Annotated in this window: 13 protein-coding genes; 2 read left to right on the top strand and 11 right to left on the bottom strand. The window is 66.7% G+C overall.

Features of this window, described 5'->3' with window-relative positions:
• Nucleotides 1-40: 40 nt before the first annotated feature.
• Complete coding sequence (locus tag HLB44_RS32700) at nt 41-1,162, top strand: DUF262 domain-containing protein (protein WP_173133606.1); 1,122 nt, start codon at nt 41-43, stop codon at nt 1,160-1,162.
• Nucleotides 1,159-1,626, top strand: a complete 468-nt coding sequence (locus tag HLB44_RS38425) for a HEPN domain-containing protein (RefSeq protein ID WP_173133603.1) — start codon at nt 1,159-1,161, stop codon at nt 1,624-1,626. The genes HLB44_RS32700 and HLB44_RS38425 overlap by 4 nt, the downstream gene beginning before the upstream one ends.
• 346 nt (nt 1,627-1,972) lie before the next feature.
• Here HLB44_RS38425 and HLB44_RS32690 read toward each other — a convergent pair whose 3' ends face one another.
• From HLB44_RS32690 to HLB44_RS32640, 11 genes are all read right to left on the bottom strand, one after another.
• Nucleotides 1,973-3,313: a toll/interleukin-1 receptor domain-containing protein gene (locus tag HLB44_RS32690; RefSeq protein WP_173133600.1), complete on the bottom strand. Its 1,341-nt coding sequence runs from the start codon at nt 3,311-3,313 to the stop codon at nt 1,973-1,975.
• A 1,056-nt stretch (nt 3,314-4,369) separates the two neighbouring features.
• A complete protein-coding gene (locus HLB44_RS32685) occupies nt 4,370-4,789 on the bottom strand; it encodes a secondary thiamine-phosphate synthase enzyme YjbQ (RefSeq protein ID WP_173133597.1) in 420 nt (139 codons plus the stop codon).
• 102 nt (nt 4,790-4,891) lie between these two features.
• A complete protein-coding gene (locus tag HLB44_RS32680; protein ID WP_173133594.1) occupies nt 4,892-6,256 on the bottom strand; it encodes a sigma 54-interacting transcriptional regulator in 1,365 nt (454 codons plus the stop codon).
• Nucleotides 6,257-6,263: 7 nt separating this feature from the next.
• Nucleotides 6,264-8,054, bottom strand: a complete 1,791-nt coding sequence (locus HLB44_RS32675; RefSeq protein WP_173133591.1) for a sensor histidine kinase — start codon at nt 8,052-8,054, stop codon at nt 6,264-6,266.
• A gap of 56 nt (nt 8,055-8,110) precedes the next feature.
• The gene (locus tag HLB44_RS32670) at nt 8,111-9,028 is read right to left on the bottom strand and encodes an amino acid ABC transporter substrate-binding protein (protein ID WP_173133588.1); all 918 of its coding nucleotides are present in this window, start codon (nt 9,026-9,028) and stop codon (nt 8,111-8,113) included.
• 65 nt (nt 9,029-9,093) lie between these two features.
• Nucleotides 9,094-10,089, bottom strand: a complete 996-nt coding sequence (locus HLB44_RS32665; protein ID WP_173133586.1) for a cytochrome d ubiquinol oxidase subunit II — start codon at nt 10,087-10,089, stop codon at nt 9,094-9,096.
• Between the two features lie 8 nt (nt 10,090-10,097).
• Nucleotides 10,098-11,504 carry a cytochrome ubiquinol oxidase subunit I gene (locus HLB44_RS32660; protein ID WP_173133584.1) on the bottom strand — a complete coding sequence of 469 codons (1,407 nt, stop codon included), beginning with the start codon at nt 11,502-11,504 and terminating at the stop codon, nt 10,098-10,100.
• A 48-nt stretch (nt 11,505-11,552) separates the two neighbouring features.
• Nucleotides 11,553-12,239, bottom strand: coding sequence for a DUF6781 family protein (locus HLB44_RS32655; protein ID WP_173133581.1), 687 nt, complete (start codon nt 12,237-12,239; stop codon nt 11,553-11,555).
• 10 nt (nt 12,240-12,249) lie between these two features.
• The gene (gene phbB / locus HLB44_RS32650; RefSeq protein WP_173133578.1) at nt 12,250-12,996 is read right to left on the bottom strand and encodes an acetoacetyl-CoA reductase; all 747 of its coding nucleotides are present in this window, start codon (nt 12,994-12,996) and stop codon (nt 12,250-12,252) included.
• Between the two features lie 127 nt (nt 12,997-13,123).
• Nucleotides 13,124-14,305: an acetyl-CoA C-acetyltransferase gene (locus tag HLB44_RS32645; protein ID WP_173133575.1), complete on the bottom strand. Its 1,182-nt coding sequence runs from the start codon at nt 14,303-14,305 to the stop codon at nt 13,124-13,126.
• Nucleotides 14,306-14,343: 38 nt separating this feature from the next.
• Nucleotides 14,344-15,891 (bottom strand): PHA/PHB synthase family protein, encoded by a 1,548-nt coding sequence (locus tag HLB44_RS32640; protein ID WP_173133572.1) that lies wholly within the window; start codon nt 15,889-15,891, stop codon nt 14,344-14,346.
• Nucleotides 15,892-16,063: the final 172 nt, after the last annotated feature.

Below are 16,063 nucleotides of genomic sequence, written 5' to 3'. Positions count from 1 at the left end.
CGCGGTGCACAATCGGCTACTTACGAACCAGAGGCACAACATGGCCGAAGAAGACACGCCGATCTCCATCACCGACGAAGTAGAGGTCGAGGATCTTGACGAGATCAACGAAGTCATTCCCACGGCCTACTCCATCACTTCGTACGGTGCGGACTACCCGGTCGATGGGTTGGTGAAGAGGCTGGACCAGAACGACATAGCTGTGCCGCTGTTCAGCAATGCTCCAGAGGCGGGTCAGTCAACCGTTGGCTTTCAGCGGGAGTTTGTTTGGACCAAACCGCAATGCGATCGGTTTGTCGAGTCGCTACTGCTTGGACTGCCGGTGCCGGGCATCTTTCTTGTAAAGGAGGCCTCGGGCAAACATCTTGTGCTTGATGGGCAGCAACGCCTCAAGACGCTTCAGTACTTCTATTCTGGGCTCTTTCAAGGCAAAGAATTTCTACTGCAGCACGTCCAAGAGAAGTGGAAGGACCGCAGCTACAAGACGTTAGACGTCGATGACCGCAGGCGCCTCGACGACAGCATCATCCATGCAACCATAGTGCGTCAGGATGAACCTTCGGACGATCAAAGTAGCATCTACTTGGTCTTTGAGCGCCTAAACTCCGGCGGCATCTTCTTGCAGCCTCAAGAGATTCGCGTCGCCCTGTACCACGGGAAGTTCGCATCGCTCCTCGGAAATCTAAACGCAAATGGGTCTTGGCGTGCTCTCTATGGCAAGAAGAGCGCACGCCTCAAGGACCTCGAACTAATTCTTCGGTTCTTCGCGTTGCACTTCCACGCGCCACAGTACCGTAGGCCGATGAAGGAGTTTCTCAATCGGTATATGGCGTCAAACGTCGATTTGCAGAAACACGGTGACAACGAGTTGCGCCCCATCTTCGAGTCAACGGTTGCGGCTATCCATCAGCATCTTGGCCCGCGCGCGTTCCGCTTGAAAAACACAGTGAACGCGGCACTCGTGGACTCGATCATGATCGGCGTCGCGAATCGCCTAGCCACCGGCAGCCCCATTTCCGATTCCACAGGGATGCGCGCAGCCTATGAAGGCCTCTTCAAGAGCGGCGACTTCACCACCTGGATCACACGGTCAACCGCCGACGAGGATTTTGTGAAGAAGCGTCTCGATGCGACGCGTGCGGCTTTTTCCGCCGTCAAATGAGTGGCCGACATGTAGTCCACCGCCTAAGGACGCGGTTAGACGCAACCTTTGGACGAGCGCCGGACTCGACCTCAGATATAGAACTTCAAGCTGACTTTGCGAAGTACCTCTGCGTTCTCGTGTCGGGGTATCTTGAAAGCTGCCTATGCGCACTTCTCCTCGCATACGCGCAGGTGCGTTGCGCCCCAGAGATTGCGTCCTTTGTCGAGAGACAACTTGGCCCGTGGACCAACCCGAAGTCGGAAAAGATCATCGACCTATTCGGTGCCTTCAGTCAAAGCTGGCGAGATGACTTGGCGGGTTACCTGATTGATGAACGAAAGGACAGTGTGAATAGTCTCGTCGCGCTCCGACACAAGATCGCGCACGGTGAGTCTGTAGGGACGAGCCTTTCGCAAATCCGCAAGCACTACGCCGTAGTCAACGAGGTTATCGAACACGTAGCAAGTCTGGTCGAACCTTGACGTTGACGTGAGTTTTGCGGTTTCGCCGGGCCAATGACTTTGTGCGACTTTGCTATAGCGTCTGCTTTCGCGCAACGCATCCGCGGATTGCGAAGTCTGCTACTGGTCGAGTTGGGCCGACCGCGGCCTCAAGGAGCAGTCGTCCGGCATCCAACTGCGCCCCGTGGGCAACTCACTATGGGCGGGCATGACCTGCCGCTCGACGATAGCTGCTTCCGGGCGCTGGATGCAAGCTCGCGACCCACTGCTGTCCAACACAGCTGTCGGCGGCGGCTGAGCGCGTGATCTGACGGGCAGGTCGTCGTTCAGACGACGGGTCGAATCGCGGTGGTCGTCCAACAAGACCCTATGAGCTCTTGCCTCCCGAGGGGCGTGGCTTGCTCTTCGTCGATCTTCGACGCACCCGGTCGATCTTGATCCCGGCGAAGGGACCCGCGTGGCTTTCGCGTTCGAGGTCTACGTCGAGCAGCCCCTGCAGGAACCCTGTTGAATAGAGCAGGCGGACAGCCGCAACCGCTTGCGCCAGTTCAGGGTGGCCGGCGAATTCGCTAACAGCGAAATAGTCATGCCGCGAGGCCAGCCGATCAGGCTTGAGGGCGAGTCCAGCTCTTTCAAAGAGACCGTAGATTGGGATCGCCTCGGAATCTCTGAGTCGAATGTGCTTAATGCCGTCCGTCGTCAAGACGAGGTCGTGGCCCAGCAGGCAGATGACGGTGCCGATGTCCGACCGGTAGCCGCTTCCCGGCACGTGAGCTTCGTCGACCAGGGTGAGAGTTCGCCTGAGTCGTCGACAGACATCGTCCAGATCGATCGGATGGTCAGGATGCAGTCCGTCTTTCAGGAGTTGATTGACGATAGAACGCAGTAATTCGCCTGTGGCCGGGCCGGCCTTCATCGCGCCCCAGAGTTCTTCGGTGAACAACATGCCGAAGCGGGACCTCGGTCTGCGTGCCGACAGAACCCGGACATGGATCATCTTCTGCGCATCGACCGCGTAGCCAGGCAGAAAGTGCGCTTGTCCCCCAAGGAAACTGTCGCCGAAACGAAAACCGACCATGAGATCGCAGTTTCCTGCGACCAGAGGAACGGCCACACCCCACTTGGAAACGTTGTGCCCGTTCATCGCGTGCTTGAGCAGAGCGAGCGCATCGTCGAACTTGTAGCCACGCTCCTCGGTGAAGACGTTCGCCATCTTGTTCCTGGGCTCGCGGGCTTCGTCCGCTAGGCGCCGGAACTCTCGCGCTGCCCCAGCATAGTCCACGTTCTGCGGCTCTTCGAGGGCGCAGACGTTTGCGAATTGGCGGATGAGGTCCCGCAGCGATTCCTGACTCGAGAGCTCGACCGCCTGCAGGTGAACAAGCGGTGCGGGCAAGTCCAGGGGCGCGAGCCCAGGCACGCACACGGGCACCACGCGGTTGCCCGCGATCCAGGCACCGCCGCTCTCGAAATTGATCCAGGGGCGCTGCACGCTCTCGACGCTGGCGAGGACAAGCGTGACTTTGCAGGCTCGCAGGTGCTGGACGATCAGGTCACGCCACGGATCGCCTGGGGCGATCGATTCACGGTTTGAGGAGTTGAAGACGGCGACGGCCCCGAGTAGTGTCTTTCGCACGAACGTCTCAAGTGCGACCGCGAGTTTGCCGTCCTCGTGGATGTGGCTGATGAACACCCCTGGCTTGTCGGACATGTTGGCAGCACCCCAAGAAACGCTCGGACCCGACGAGACCCGTAGGCACGCTACCGGCTCAGCCGTTGGCAACCGGGACCGGGCCTGGGCCCCGGGGTAGCATGTCATAGCTTACCAAGCGTCGGCCGTTCGGCCTGAAGACGTCGGACCGCGGCCGCAATTCCTTGCGACTGCTCTTCGCTCGCGTTGCTGGTCTCGCCGATCGGCGAACTGACGCATCGCAACTGCGCGAGGCGAGCGCCGAAGTCTGGGGAACGCCGAGGCTTGGCCACCGGCAGAGGCCGACCACGTGGGGCAGCGACCCGCCGCCTGACTGCTGACTGCGCGGGACGCTAGACCGATCGTGACCGTAGCGCTCCTACACGTTGGGTGTGGACGTCGATAGGTCTAGCTCGTTTGCTGGAGAGGTTGATCAAAGCGCCGTCTGCACAACCTGCCTCGTGAGAACAGGTCGTACAGCAGTTGCGCAGCGACCGCACCCACGGTGTCGTTGACCAAAGGCCCTCGGAAAGCTAGTCGGCGGGAGCCACCAGCTCAATGCGCGACGATGCAGGCGCACACGACCGCGAGTCGGCATGACCTTTCCTTCGGGTGACTTTGCACGAGTCCGAACAACCCGGGCGAGCGGCGGCTTTGGGGCGACAAGCCCAAGGTGGCGAGCGTCGCTGATGGGTCGGCAGCGCGAGTTCGGGGCGGAGAGAAGGAGTCAGCAGTGTGGCGCTGAGGGCCACGCATGAGGCCTGCGACCGCTGTACTTCGTACTGCTGACCTTCGTGCCGTTCGCGGCCGCCGAGCCCGGCGACTGCTTGATGGCAGTCAGCGTGAGTTCGGCCTTCGCGCCCGAGTGACCGACAACGCTGCATAGCGGACGATCGGCGCGTCGGCTGGTCGAGCGGAACGTCGTTCGTCCACCGTTTGGCTTCGTGTAGCCAGCCGGCCGGCGGCATTGGCAGGTCGAATCCTGCCATCCCGCGCAGCGCAATGCGCACGGGGCTCGATGGGATCAGCGCCTACGGCCTGGGCAGTCCTCACAGGAATGCCCGCCAGCGCTTCTCCTCACTCCCCCATCACCTGCACCACCACCTGCCGCACCTGCCCATGCCGCCGGTGCTCATGCACATACACCCCCTGCCACGCACCCAGCGCCATCCGCCCCTGCAGCACCGGCACGGCCAAATGCACCTGCCCCAGCGCACTGCGCACATGCGCCGGCATGTCGTCAGGCCCTTCGCTGCGGTGCTCGTACAGCGGATCGCCATCAGGCACCAGGCGGGCGAAAAAGCGTTCGAGGTCGGCCTGCACGTCCGGGTCGGCGTTCTCCTGGATCAGCAGGCTGGCCGAGGTGTGGCGGATGAAGATCGTCAGCACGCCGGCTTCGATGCCGGTGCCGTGCAGCCAGTCGGCGATGCTCCGCGTGATCTCGACCAGGCTGCGGCCGTGGGTGGTCACGTGCAGCGTGGTGTGGTGCTGTCGCATAGGTTGCAGTGTGCGTCGCGCGCCTGCTGGCGGGCGAATTGACCCTTCGGGCGCCGAGCGGTCTGGCAGCGCCACCGGAACCCGAGCAAGGCGCCGGCCGGATCAGCTTCTGAATTCCTCCGCCGCAATCCCAAACCGCCGCAACTTGTCATGCAGCGTCTGCCGCGCAATGCCCAGCGCCGTGGCGGTGGCGGGCTGGTCGCCCTTGTGGCGCCGCAGCTCCTCGACGATCACCGTGCGCTCGAAGTGCTCCACCTGCTGCGGCAATCCCAGGGGCAGGCCGGGGGCGCCTTCGCCGGTGCCGCGGGCCAGCGTCAGCCGGTCGCCCAGCAGGCCCAGCACGAAGCGATCGGCCACGTTGCGCAGCTCGCGCACGTTGCCGGGCCAGGCGTAGGCCGTCAGCTCGGCCAGCTGGGCGCTGCTGAGTAGCGGCGCCGCGCGTTCGTAGCGGCTGGCCGCCAGCAGCGTGAAATGCTCGAACAGCAGCGGAATGTCTTCGCGCCGCTCGCGCAGCGGCGGCAGCTCGATGAAGGCGACGCCGATGCGGTAGTACAGGTCGGCCCTGAACTTCTGCTGGTCGCTCAGGGCCTTCAGGTCGTCCTTGCTGGCGGCGACCACGCGGCAGTCGATCGGAATGGACTTGTTCGATCCGATCCGCTCGATGCTGCGCTCCTGCAGTGCGCGCAGGAACTTGATCTGCACGCCCATCGGCATGCTCTCGATCTCGTCGAGGAAGAGGGTGCCGCCGTTCGCATATTCAAGCTTGCCCACCCGCTGCTTGTTGGCGCTGGTGAAGGCGCCCACTTCGTGGCCGAAGAGCTCGCTGTCGGCCAGGGTCTCGGGCAGGCCGCCGCAATTGAGCGGCACGAAGTGGTGGCGCCTTCGTTCGCTGTGATCGTGCAGGCAGCGCGCGACCAGCTCCTTGCCGGTGCCGGTCTCGCCGTAGATCAGCACGTCCGCCGCGGTCTCGGCCAGCGTCATGACCATGCGCCGCACCTTCTGCATCTGCGCCGAGCGGCCGATCAGCACCGCCTGGATGCCGTGCCAGTTCTCGAGCGCGTCGCGCAGCGTGCGCACCTGCAGCGACAGCTGCCGCCGCTCGACCGCATGCCGCACCACCGCCAGCAGGCGCTCCGACGTGAAGGGCTTCTCGATGAAGTCGTAGGCGCCTTCGCGCATCGCCTGCACCGCCATCGCGATGTGGCCGTGGCCGGTCACCAGCACCACGGGCAGCTCGGCGTCGATCTTGCGGATCTCGGGCAGCCACTCGGCGCCGCTCAGGCCCGGCAGGCGCACGTCGCAGACGACGATCACCGGGGCGCTGAAGCTGATGTGGGCGCGCGCGCGTTCGACGCTGCCGCAGGCTTCGACCTCGAAGCCGGCCAGCGTCAGCGCCTGCGTGATGCTGACCTGCACGTCTTCATCATCTTCGACGAGCAGGACCCGGACTGAATGCGCTTCGCTCACGTTGTCTTCACTCCTCAGGGTCCGCGCCGGGCAGGTCGACGGTGAAACAGGCCCCGCCTTCGGCCCGGTTGGCAGCGCGCAGCGTACCGCCGACGCCGCGCACCAGCTGGGCCGAGATGACGAGCCCCAGGCCCAGCCCCGCACCCGCGGGCTTGCTGGTGACGAAGGGCTCGAACAGGCGCGCCAGGATGTCGGCGCGGATGCCGGGGCCGCTGTCGCTGACGGTCAGCAGCACGCGCTCGCCGCTGGCGCGCGCGCGCACCTCGAGCCGGCGCTGCGGGGCCTCGTGCATCGCATCGATGGCGTTGCGGAACAGGTTGATCAGCAGGCTGCTCATCGTCGCCTCGTCGGCCAGCACCTGCAGTGTGGGCGGCTGCACGTCGCTGTCGAAGGCGATGTCGCGGGACTTCAGGTCCGCACCGACGAGGGCCTGCGCGTCGGCAATGCAGCGGGCCAGCGGCACAGCGGCCGGCGGCGCCTCGCTCTTGTGGGCAAAGGTTCGCAGGCGCGAGGTCAGCCGGGCCAGGCGGTCGACCAGGCCGGCGATGCGGCGCAGGTTGCCCTGCACGTCGGCGCGCCGGTCCTGTTCGAGCAGGATGGCGGCGTTCTCCGAGAGCGTGCGCATCGCCGTCAGCGGCTGGTTCAGCTCGTGCACCATGCCGGCCGACATCTGCCCCAGCGCGGCGAGCTTGCCGGCGTGGACCAGGTCGGCCTGCGTCGCGCGCAGCTCGGCGGTGCGCGCGACCACGGTGGCTTCCAGGCTGTCGTGCGCCGCCTGCAGCGCGGCCTGGCTGGCCAGCTTCTGGCGCACCGCGCGCTGGCGCTGCCACAACGTGACGCCGGCCAGCACCAGCACCGCCATCGCCAGGCCGGCCGTGATGGCGGCGTAGAGCGCCACCGCACGCACCGGCGCCAGGTCGTCCAGCGCCACCAGGCGCCACGGCGTGCGCTGCAGCGCGCGCGTGGAGGCCAGGTGCGGCCGGCGGTCCAGCGCCACCTGTTGCGCATTCGCGGCCGGCGCCTCCAGCGCGGCCCAGTCCAGCGGCGTCAGGCTCGCTTCGCCATACGGCCGCGACCGCTGCACTTCGGCGCGCTGGCCGGCTTCCAGCGGCGCCACCGGCCTGTACTTCAGGTCCTCGCGCGTCGACAGGATCACCACGCCGCGCTCGTCGATCAGCATCACGTCGCCGGGCAGGTTGCGCCACTGGCGTTCAGCGTCCTCGATGTTGACCTTGACGGCGACCACGCCGCGCAGCCGCTCGCCGCGCCGCAGGGCATACGACAGGTAGTAGCCGGGCCGGCGGCTGGTGATGCCCACGCCGTAGAAGCGGCCGCGCCCCTGGCGGATGGCATCGGTCACGTAGGGCCGGAACGACAGGTCCTGGCCGATCGTGGTGCCGCTGTCCTGCCAGTCGGACGCGGCCAGCGACGTGCCTCCCGCGTCGAGCACGTACAGCATCTCGGCGCCTACGGTGGCGCTGACGCTGTTCAGCGTGCGGTTGGCGGCATCGCGCAGCGTGGGGTCGGCCGGTCCGTCCAGCAATGCGGGGATGACGGGCGTTATCTCCAGCAGCGCCGGCAGGTAGTCGAAACGCGACAGGTCGGCTTCGAGCCCGGTGGCGAGCATGTCGAGCCGATGCGCTGCCGCTTCGCGCAGGCGCGACAAGCCGGTCTGCAGCGCCACCTGGTGGCCGATCCAGGCGGCCAGCAGCACCGCGCCGAGCGCGGCGCACCAGCGCGGCAGGCCGCGCCAGCGGCGCCGGGAGGTTGCCCGGGCATCCGGTGGCGTTGAGGTCATCGGACGGGTATCGCACAGGGCGGGGTCCGGTGGCATCAGTAAGACCACTATGGAGGTCAGTCGGACGAGAGCGCCTGCAGCTTGAACACGTGTTCCAGATGCGCGCTCATCGGCACGTTGAGATTCGCACCGTCGGGCAAGCGCTGCTGGAACCACCGGCGATAGATCGCGCGGGTCTCGCCGGTGCCTGCCATGCGCTCGAAGGCCTGGTTGATCACCTCGGCGAACTCGGCATCGCCGCGCCGGAACATCAGCGCGTAGTCCGCGTAGGTGAGGAAGTCGCCCACCACGCGGTAGTCGCTGGCGGCATTGCGCAGCGCGATCGCGCCGTAGAGCTGGATGTCGTCGTTCGCGAAGGCGTCCGCCTTGCCTTCGGCCAGGATCTTGAAGGACGCGTCGTGATCCGGCGCGAACACGAACTGGATGTCCACCTTCTGGCGCTGCGCCAGCCGCGGCACGGTGTCGGCGTGCACGGTACCGCTGGTGAGCACGACGGTCTTGCCCCGCAGGTCGCGCAGCGAACGGATGCCGCTGCCGCGCTTGACGAGCAGCTTGGTACCGGTGATGAAGATGGCGGGCGAAAAGTCGAACACCGTGCGCCGCTCCGCGCTGGCCGTCGTCGAGCCGCATTCCAGATCGACGGCGCCCGAGTTGACCAGGTCGAAGCGGTTGCTCGGGCTCACCGGCACGTATTCGACGCGCGGCGAGCGGTGAAGCAGCTCGCCCACCTGTTCGACGATCACGTCGCACAGGTCGAGCGAGTAGCCGATGGGTCGGCGCTGCGCGTTGAGAAACGCGAACGGTGGGGAGTTCTCGCGGTGCCCGATGCGGATGACGCCCGTTTCGTAGATCTTCTGCAGCGTCCCGGTGAAGGGTGCGACCTCGGTGACAGCCCGGGGCTGGGCCACGGCGAATCCCATCGCCAGCAGGCCGAGAACCACGGCCCCATAACGAATGCAAACGCGAAAGTCCATCGTTGTCTCCGTACGCCGATCAAAGCGGCGAGTGGGTGAATGAAGAGTCATGCGTTGAAGGCTGCTCACGCGTACTTCAGCTCCCCCGTCTTGCCACGGAACACGCGGTACGAAAAGATCGTATAGCCCGCGATCGCCGGCACCGCGATCAACACACCGACCAGGATCACCTTCAGCGCCGCCGGGCTGCTGGCGGCCTGCCAGATCGTCATGCGGTCGATCACCACGTAGGGGTAGATGCTGTAGGCCAGGCCCAGGAAGCCGAGCAGGAACACCACCACCAGCAGCACGAAGGGCATCCAGCACAGCGGCCCGCGCACGAAGCGCGTGTGCAGCAGGCCACGCACCGCCAGCAGCGCCAGCAGCGTCGTCAGCGGGATCGCCATCAACGCGATGATCTCGGGCAGCGTGAACCAGCGCTCACGCACCGTCGCGCTGACCCAGGGCGTGGCCATCGAGATCAGCACCAGCCCGCCGACCATCGGCGCCCAGGCGATGCGCGCCCAGTGCACCGCCTTCTGCTGCAGCTCGCCATCGGTCTTCATGACCAGCCAGGTGGCCCCCATCAGCACGTAGGCCATCGGCAGCGCCAGCGCGATCGCCCCCGCGAACAGCGGGTAGTTCCAGCCGCTGCCGAAGCCGCTGACGTAGCGCCCCAGCATCCAGCCTTGGGCGACCGAGGCCAGCGTCGAGCCGGCGAAGAACAGGTGGTCCCAGGTGCGCTTGTGCGTGTCCTTGGCCTTGACGCGAAAGTCGAAGGCCGCGCCGCGCAAGGTCAGCCCGATCAGCATCAGCACGACCGGCAGGTACAGCTCGCCCAGCACCAGGCCATGTGCCTTCGGAAAGGCCACCAGCAGGATGCCGACGCCCAGCACCAGCCAGGTCTCGTTGGCGTCCCAGAACGGGCCGATGGATGCCACCAGGATGTCCTTCTCGGCATCGGTGGCCCGGTGCATCAGCATGCCCACGCCCAGGTCGTAGCCGTCGCTGACCACGTAGATCAGCATCGAGGCGCCCATCAGCGCCATGAAGATCACCGGCAGGGCTTGGTCGAAGCTCATTGCGCTCATCACACACCTTCCTCGACCAGCGGCGCGGTGATCGCGCCGGCGGGCGTGACGGCCCGCTCCACCGCCTCGCGCTGCAGCACCTCCTCGGGCTTCTCGGCCATGTACTTCAGCACCGCCAGGTAGGCGACGATCAGGCCCAGGTACAGCGCGACATACAGCGCCAGGCTGAGCCCGATCATCGACGGCGGCACGGCAGAGACCACGTCGGCCGTGAGCACCAGGCCGTGCACGATGTAGGGCTGGCGGCCGATCTCGGTGACGTACCAGCCGGCCACCGTCGCGACCCAGCCCGAGAACGCCATGCCGGCGAAGAGCCACAGCAGCGGCCGCGGCAGCCGCGCCGGTTGCCACGCGGCGCGCCGGTACAGCCACCAGCCCAGCCAGCTGGTGCCGAGCATCAACATCCCCGTGCCGACCATGATCCGGAAGGCGAAGAACACCGGCAGCGGCGGCGGGTGCGCGCCGGGGAAGTCGTTCATGCCGCGGATCTCGCCATCGGCTTTGTGCGTCAGGATCAGGCTCGCGACTTTCGGCACCGCGATCTCGTAGTGGTTCTTGCGCTGCGCCAGATCGGGTATCGCGAACAGCAGCAGCGGGGCGCCGCGCTCGGTCTGCCACACGCCTTCCATTGCGGCGATCTTGGCCGGCTGGTGCTGCAGCGTGTTCAGCCCATGCAGGTCGCCGACGACGATCTGCAGCGGCACCAGCACGGCCGCCAGCGTCAGGCCGGCGCGCATCACGCGCGGCGCCGAGCGCTGGCCGACGCCCGACAGCACCTGCCACGCCGACAGCCCCGTCAGCAGGAAGGCGCAGGTCAGCGCCGAGGCCAGCACCATGTGGCTGAAGCGGTACGGGAACGACGGGTTGAAGACCACGTCGAACCAGCTCTTGACGTGGTAGACGCCGTCGACGATCTCGTGACCGGCGGGGGTCTGCATCCACGAGTTCAACGCCAGGATCCAGAACGCGCTCAGTGTCGTGCCGAAGGCGACGAAGGCGGTGGACATCAGGTGCACCCGTTCGCTGACCTTGCCGTGGCCGAACAGCATCACGCCGAGGAAGCCGGCTTCGAGGAAGAACGCCGTCAGCACCTCGTAGCCCAGCAGCGGGCCGGCGATGTTGCCCACGCGCTCCATGAAGCCCGGCCAGTTGGTGCCGAACTGGAAGCTCATCGTGATGCCGCTGACCACGCCGAGCGCAAAGGTCAGCGCGAACACCTTGGTCCAGAAGCGGTAGGCATCCAGCCAGCCCTGCGCCTGCAATGCGTTGGCGCCGCGCCGCGTGCGCAGCCAGCGCCAGCGGAAGAACAGCAGCACCCAGCCCAATCCGATGCTGATCGTCGGGAACAGGATGTGGAAGGTGATGTTGGCCGCGAACTGCACGCGCGCCAGGATCAGGGCGTCCATCGATGGGCTCTCTGCGCGGCCGCTTCCGGCCGCGCGGCTGCTGTGATGTCAGGCCTTGCGCGATCGACCCGGGGCCGCCGCGGCGGCTGCCGGTTGCAGCGCGTCGGACAGGCCGATCAGCACGCCGCTGACGAGCGCGGTGTAGCCGTCGAGCATGGCCTGCGAGGCCCGCAGGCCCAGCGAGCGGCCATGCTTCAGGCTCTTCTGCGCATCGTCCATCAGCTGCTCGACCGTCGCGCTGGCCAGCGCGCCGGTGCCGGTGCCCTTGCCCTGCATCGCCTGCAGCACGCCGGCCCACGGCCCTTCGAGCGACGGCGCAGCGCCCGCCGCGGCCTTGCGCACCGCGGCGAAGAGACTGTCCTCCATCTTCTCGATGTCGGACACGGCCTTCTTCAGCTGCGTCTCGCGCAGGCTCGCGCCCTGGTCGACCAGCTGCTGCAAGGCCTTGCGATGCGCCTGCACCGCCTGCGCCAGCGCCGAGTCCATGCCGGCGAAGGCCTTGGCCAGCAGGCCCTCCACGTCGGCCGGGGGCAGGGCGCTGCCGGCCGCACCGGTCGATGCCGCCTTGGCCACCGTGCCGAGCACCTGCTTGATGTTGGCGAGCGTCAGCTCGCGGCCCTGCAAGGCCTTCAACGTGGCCTCGTTGACGGCCTTGCGCAAGGCTTCGCCCTGCTGGGCGCTGGCCTGCGAGAACCGGGTGATCAGCGCGTCCTGATCGATGCCATGCTTGATCATGTTTGCGGCCTCATTGCATGTGCTGGCCGCCGTTGATGGCGATGTTGGCGCCCGTCACGAAGGCGGCTTCTTCCGAAGCCAGGTAGATGATCAGGCCAGCCACTTCTTCGGGCTTGCCCAGGCGGCCGACCGGGATGTGCGGCAGGATCTTGCTGTCCAGCACGTCCTTCGGAATCGCCGTGACCATCTTGGTGCCGATGTAGCCCGGCGAGATGGTGTTGACGGTGACGCCCTTCTTGGCCACTTCCAGCGCCAGCGCCTTGGTGAAGCCGTGCACGCCGGCCTTGGCGGCCGAGTAGTTGGTCTGGCCGAACGCGCCCTTGGAGCCGTTGACCGACGAGACGTTGATGATGCGGCCCCAGCCGCGCTCGGCCATCGCATCGGCGACCTGCTTGCTCATGTTGAACAGGCTGTCGAGGTTGGTGCGCAGCACCGCATCCCAGTTGATCTTGTCCATCTTCTTGAAGGTCATGTCACGCGTAATACCTGCGTTATTGACCAGCACATCGATGGCGCCGAGTTTCTGCTGCACCACGGCCACCGCCTCGGCACAGGAATCGAAGTCGGCCACGTCGCAGGGCACGGCGAGGATGTCGTAGCCCTTGGCCTTCATCTGCTGCAGCCACTCGCCATGCGTCTTGTTGCCGGGCGAGTAGGTCACCGCCAGCTTGTAGCCGGCATCGACCATCTTGGTCGAGATGGTCTCGCCCAGGCCGCCCATGCCACCGGTGACCAGCACCACACGTTCTTTGCTCATTGCTCTACTCCGTTGAATGAAAATCGGATGCCTTAAACCAAGCGAACACCGCGGATCCGGCTCTGCCGGGCCGCTGGTGTTGCCCCCTTGAGGGGGGGCGGCCGAAGGCCGTTACGGGGGTGGGAGATCACGCGAGTTCGACCGCCAATGCGACACCCATGCCGCCGCCGATGCACAGCGAGGCCAGGCCCTTCTTCGCATTGCGGCGGCGCATCTCGTGCAGCAGCGTGACCAGCACGCGGCAGCCCGATGCGCCGATCGGGTGGCCGATGGCGATGGCGCCGCCGTTGACGTTGATCTTGCTGGTGTCCCAGCCCATCTCCTGGTTCACCGCGCAGGCCTGCGCCGCGAAGGCCTCGTTGATCTCCATCAGGTCCAGGTCCTGCGCATTCCAGCCGGCCTTCTGCAGGCACAGGCGCGAGGCTGGCACCGGGCCCATGCCCATGAGGGTCGGATCCAGACCGGCGCTGGCATAACCGCGGATGACAGCCAGCGGCTTCAGGCCCAGCGCCGCTACACGCTGTGCCGACATCACCAGCACGGCAGCCGCGCCGTCGTTCAGGCCCGAGGCATTGCCGGCCGTCACGCTGCCGGCCTTGTCGAAGGCGGGCTTGAGGCCGGCGAGGGCCTCCGCGCTGGTCTTCTTGTTGATGAACTCGTCGGCCGCAAAGACGATCGGGTCACCCTTCTTCTGCGCGATGCTCAAGGGCAATATCTCGTCAGCGAAGCGGCCGGCCTCCTGCGCGGCGGCGGCCTTCTGCTGCGAGGCCAGCGCCAGCGCATCCTGCGTCTCGCGGCTGATGCCGTACTTCTTCGCCACGTTCTCGGCCGTGGTGCCCATGTGGTACTTGTTGTAGACGTCCCACAGGCCGTCGGTGATCATCGAATCGACCAGCTTCCACTCGCCCATGCGGTTGCCTTCGCGCGAGTTCAGCAGCACGTGCGGCGACGCGCTCATGTTCTCCTGGCCGCCGGCGATCACGATCTCGGCATCGCCGCACTTCACCGCCTGCGCGGCCAGCATCACCGCCTTCAGGCCCGAGCCGCAGACCTTGTTGATCGTCAGGCCGGGCACCGATTGCGGCAGGCCGGCCTTGATGACCGTCTGGCGCGCCGGGTTCTGGCCCGAGCCCGCGGCGAGCACCTGGCCCATGATGACTTCGGAGATGGCGTCGACCGGCACGCCGGCCTTGGCCAGCAGACCCTTGACCACATGCGCGCCGAGCTCCGGCGCGGGGGTGCGGGCCAGCGTGCCGCCGAACTTGCCTACTGCCGTGCGTTGCGCGGCGACGATCACGATGTCGGTCATGTCATTCTCCTTGGAAGTTAGGAACACGGAAGCGGCGCTCAGGCTGCCGCGGTCTTGACGTAGCGCCCGGGGGCGGCTTCGATCACGGGGAATTCACTGTTGCCGGCCTTGCGCGGCGCGGCGACGAGGGCGCCGGCGTGCGGGCGCAGCCAGTCGGTCCAGTCCGGCCACCAGCTGCCGTCGACCTGCTGCGCGGCTTCCAGCCAGTCCGATGCCTCGGGCTGCACCGCACCCGTCCAGTGGTGGCGCTTGCGCTTGGCCGGCGGGTTGATCACGCCGGCGATGTGGCCGCTGGCGCCGAGCACGAAACGGCTGTCGCCGCCGAGCAGGTGCGTGCTGGCGTAGGCCGTCTGCCACGGCACGATGTGGTCTTCGCGCGAGGCGTAGACGAAGGCCGGCACGTCGATCAGCGACAAGTCCACCGGCACGCCGCACTGCACCGTGCCGCCGGGTTCACACAGCCGGTTCTCGAGGTAGGTCTGGCGCAGGTACCAGCAATACATCGGGCCGGGCAGGTTGGTGTCGTCGCCGTTCCAGAACAGCAGGTCGAAGGCCGCCGGCGCCTGGCCCTTCAGGTAGCCGTTGACGACGTACGGCCAGATCAGGTCGTTGGCGCGCAGGGCGGCGAAGACCTGCGCCAGCTCGCGCCCGCGCAGCAGCCCACCCTGGCCGATGCTGGCTTCACGGGCAGCGACCATCGCCTCGTCGACCATCAGGCCCAGCTCGCCGGTGTCCGAGAAGTCGAGCATCGTCGTCAGCAAGGTCAGGCTCGCCACGGGCTGCTCGTCACGCGCGGCGGCCACCGCCAGCGCGCTGGCCAGCAAGGTGCCGCCGATGCAGAAGCCGAGCGTATTGACGCGGTCGGCGCGGCTGATGCGGCGGGTCACCGTCACCGCCTGCAGCACGCCTTGCTCGATGTAGTCATCCCAGCCCAGGTGGCCCAGCTCGGGGCCGACATTGCGCCACGACACCAGGAACACCGTGTGGCCCTGCGCGACGGCGTAAGCCACCAGCGAGTTCTCGGGCTGCAGGTCGAGGATGTAGAACTTGTTGATGCACGGCGGCACGATCAGCAGAGGGCGCTGGTGCACCTGCGGCGTCACCGGCGTGTACTGGATCAGCTGCATCAGCTCGTTCTCGAACACCACGCTGCCCGGCGTGGTCGCCAGGTTGCGGCCGACCTCGAAAGCCTCGCCGTCCGACATCGCGATACGGCCCTGGCTCATGTCGGCCAGGAACAGCCGCGCACCTTCGACCAGGCTGGCGCCGCCGCTGTCCAGCGCCGTCTGCAGCGCCTCGGGGTTGGTGGCCAGGCAATTCGCCGGGCTCATCGCGTCGACCACCTGGCGCAGCGCGAAGCTCCATTGCCCCTTGCTGCGCTCGTCCAGCGGCGCGGCGTCCAGTGCCTGGTTCATCAAGGCGCTGAGTTGCAGGTAGCCCTGGGCCAGCGGCGCGAAGCGCGGGTCCTTCTGCCACGCGTCAGCGGCGAAGCGGCGATCCGCGGGCGCGTCCGCGCCGGGGTTCAGCGCGCGGGTCCACAGACTCAGCCACGCGTTCGGATCGAAAGGGTTCGAGGGGGTGGTCATGTCAGTTGCTCCACTGCGGTGGCCTGCAGTCTTGCGACGGTCTGCGCGGCAAAGCCGGCGGCGGGCACGCTGGCCGGGCGGAGGCCGCGATCGGCCCTGGGGGCCGATTGCCCTGCGCTGCTCGCGGACGCGGGATGGGCGGACAACTCGGCCCCGAGTACAGGGCCTCAGA

Source organism: Pseudaquabacterium terrae, from assembly GCF_013266755.1.
Lineage (GTDB): Bacteria > Pseudomonadota > Gammaproteobacteria > Burkholderiales > Burkholderiaceae_C > Pseudaquabacterium > Pseudaquabacterium terrae.
The sequence above is the reverse complement of the archived record's forward strand: the minus strand, read 5'-3'. Positions and strand labels throughout refer to the sequence as shown.

Excerpts from the sequence above, each read along its gene's own strand:
- HLB44_RS32675 (WP_173133591.1), bottom strand. The coding sequence starts at position 8,054 with ATGACCTCAACGCCACCGGATGCCCGGGCAACCTCCCGGCGCCGCTGG.
- HLB44_RS32655 (WP_173133581.1), bottom strand. The coding sequence starts at position 12,239 with ATGATCAAGCATGGCATCGATCAGGACGCGCTGATCACCCGGTTCTCG.
- HLB44_RS32640 (WP_173133572.1), bottom strand. The coding sequence starts at position 15,891 with ATGACCACCCCCTCGAACCCTTTCGATCCGAACGCGTGGCTGAGTCTG.
- HLB44_RS32645 (WP_173133575.1), bottom strand. The coding sequence starts at position 14,305 with ATGACCGACATCGTGATCGTCGCCGCGCAACGCACGGCAGTAGGCAAG.
- HLB44_RS38425 (WP_173133603.1), top strand. The coding sequence starts at position 1,159 with ATGAGTGGCCGACATGTAGTCCACCGCCTAAGGACGCGGTTAGACGCA.
- HLB44_RS32700 (WP_173133606.1), top strand. The coding sequence starts at position 41 with ATGGCCGAAGAAGACACGCCGATCTCCATCACCGACGAAGTAGAGGTC.
- HLB44_RS32690 (WP_173133600.1), bottom strand. The coding sequence starts at position 3,313 with ATGTCCGACAAGCCAGGGGTGTTCATCAGCCACATCCACGAGGACGGC.
- HLB44_RS32685 (WP_173133597.1), bottom strand. The coding sequence starts at position 4,789 with ATGCGACAGCACCACACCACGCTGCACGTGACCACCCACGGCCGCAGC.
- HLB44_RS32665 (WP_173133586.1), bottom strand. The coding sequence starts at position 10,089 with ATGAGCTTCGACCAAGCCCTGCCGGTGATCTTCATGGCGCTGATGGGC.
- phbB (WP_173133578.1), bottom strand. The coding sequence starts at position 12,996 with ATGAGCAAAGAACGTGTGGTGCTGGTCACCGGTGGCATGGGCGGCCTG.
- HLB44_RS32660 (WP_173133584.1), bottom strand. The coding sequence starts at position 11,504 with ATGGACGCCCTGATCCTGGCGCGCGTGCAGTTCGCGGCCAACATCACC.
- HLB44_RS32670 (WP_173133588.1), bottom strand. The coding sequence starts at position 9,028 with ATGGACTTTCGCGTTTGCATTCGTTATGGGGCCGTGGTTCTCGGCCTG.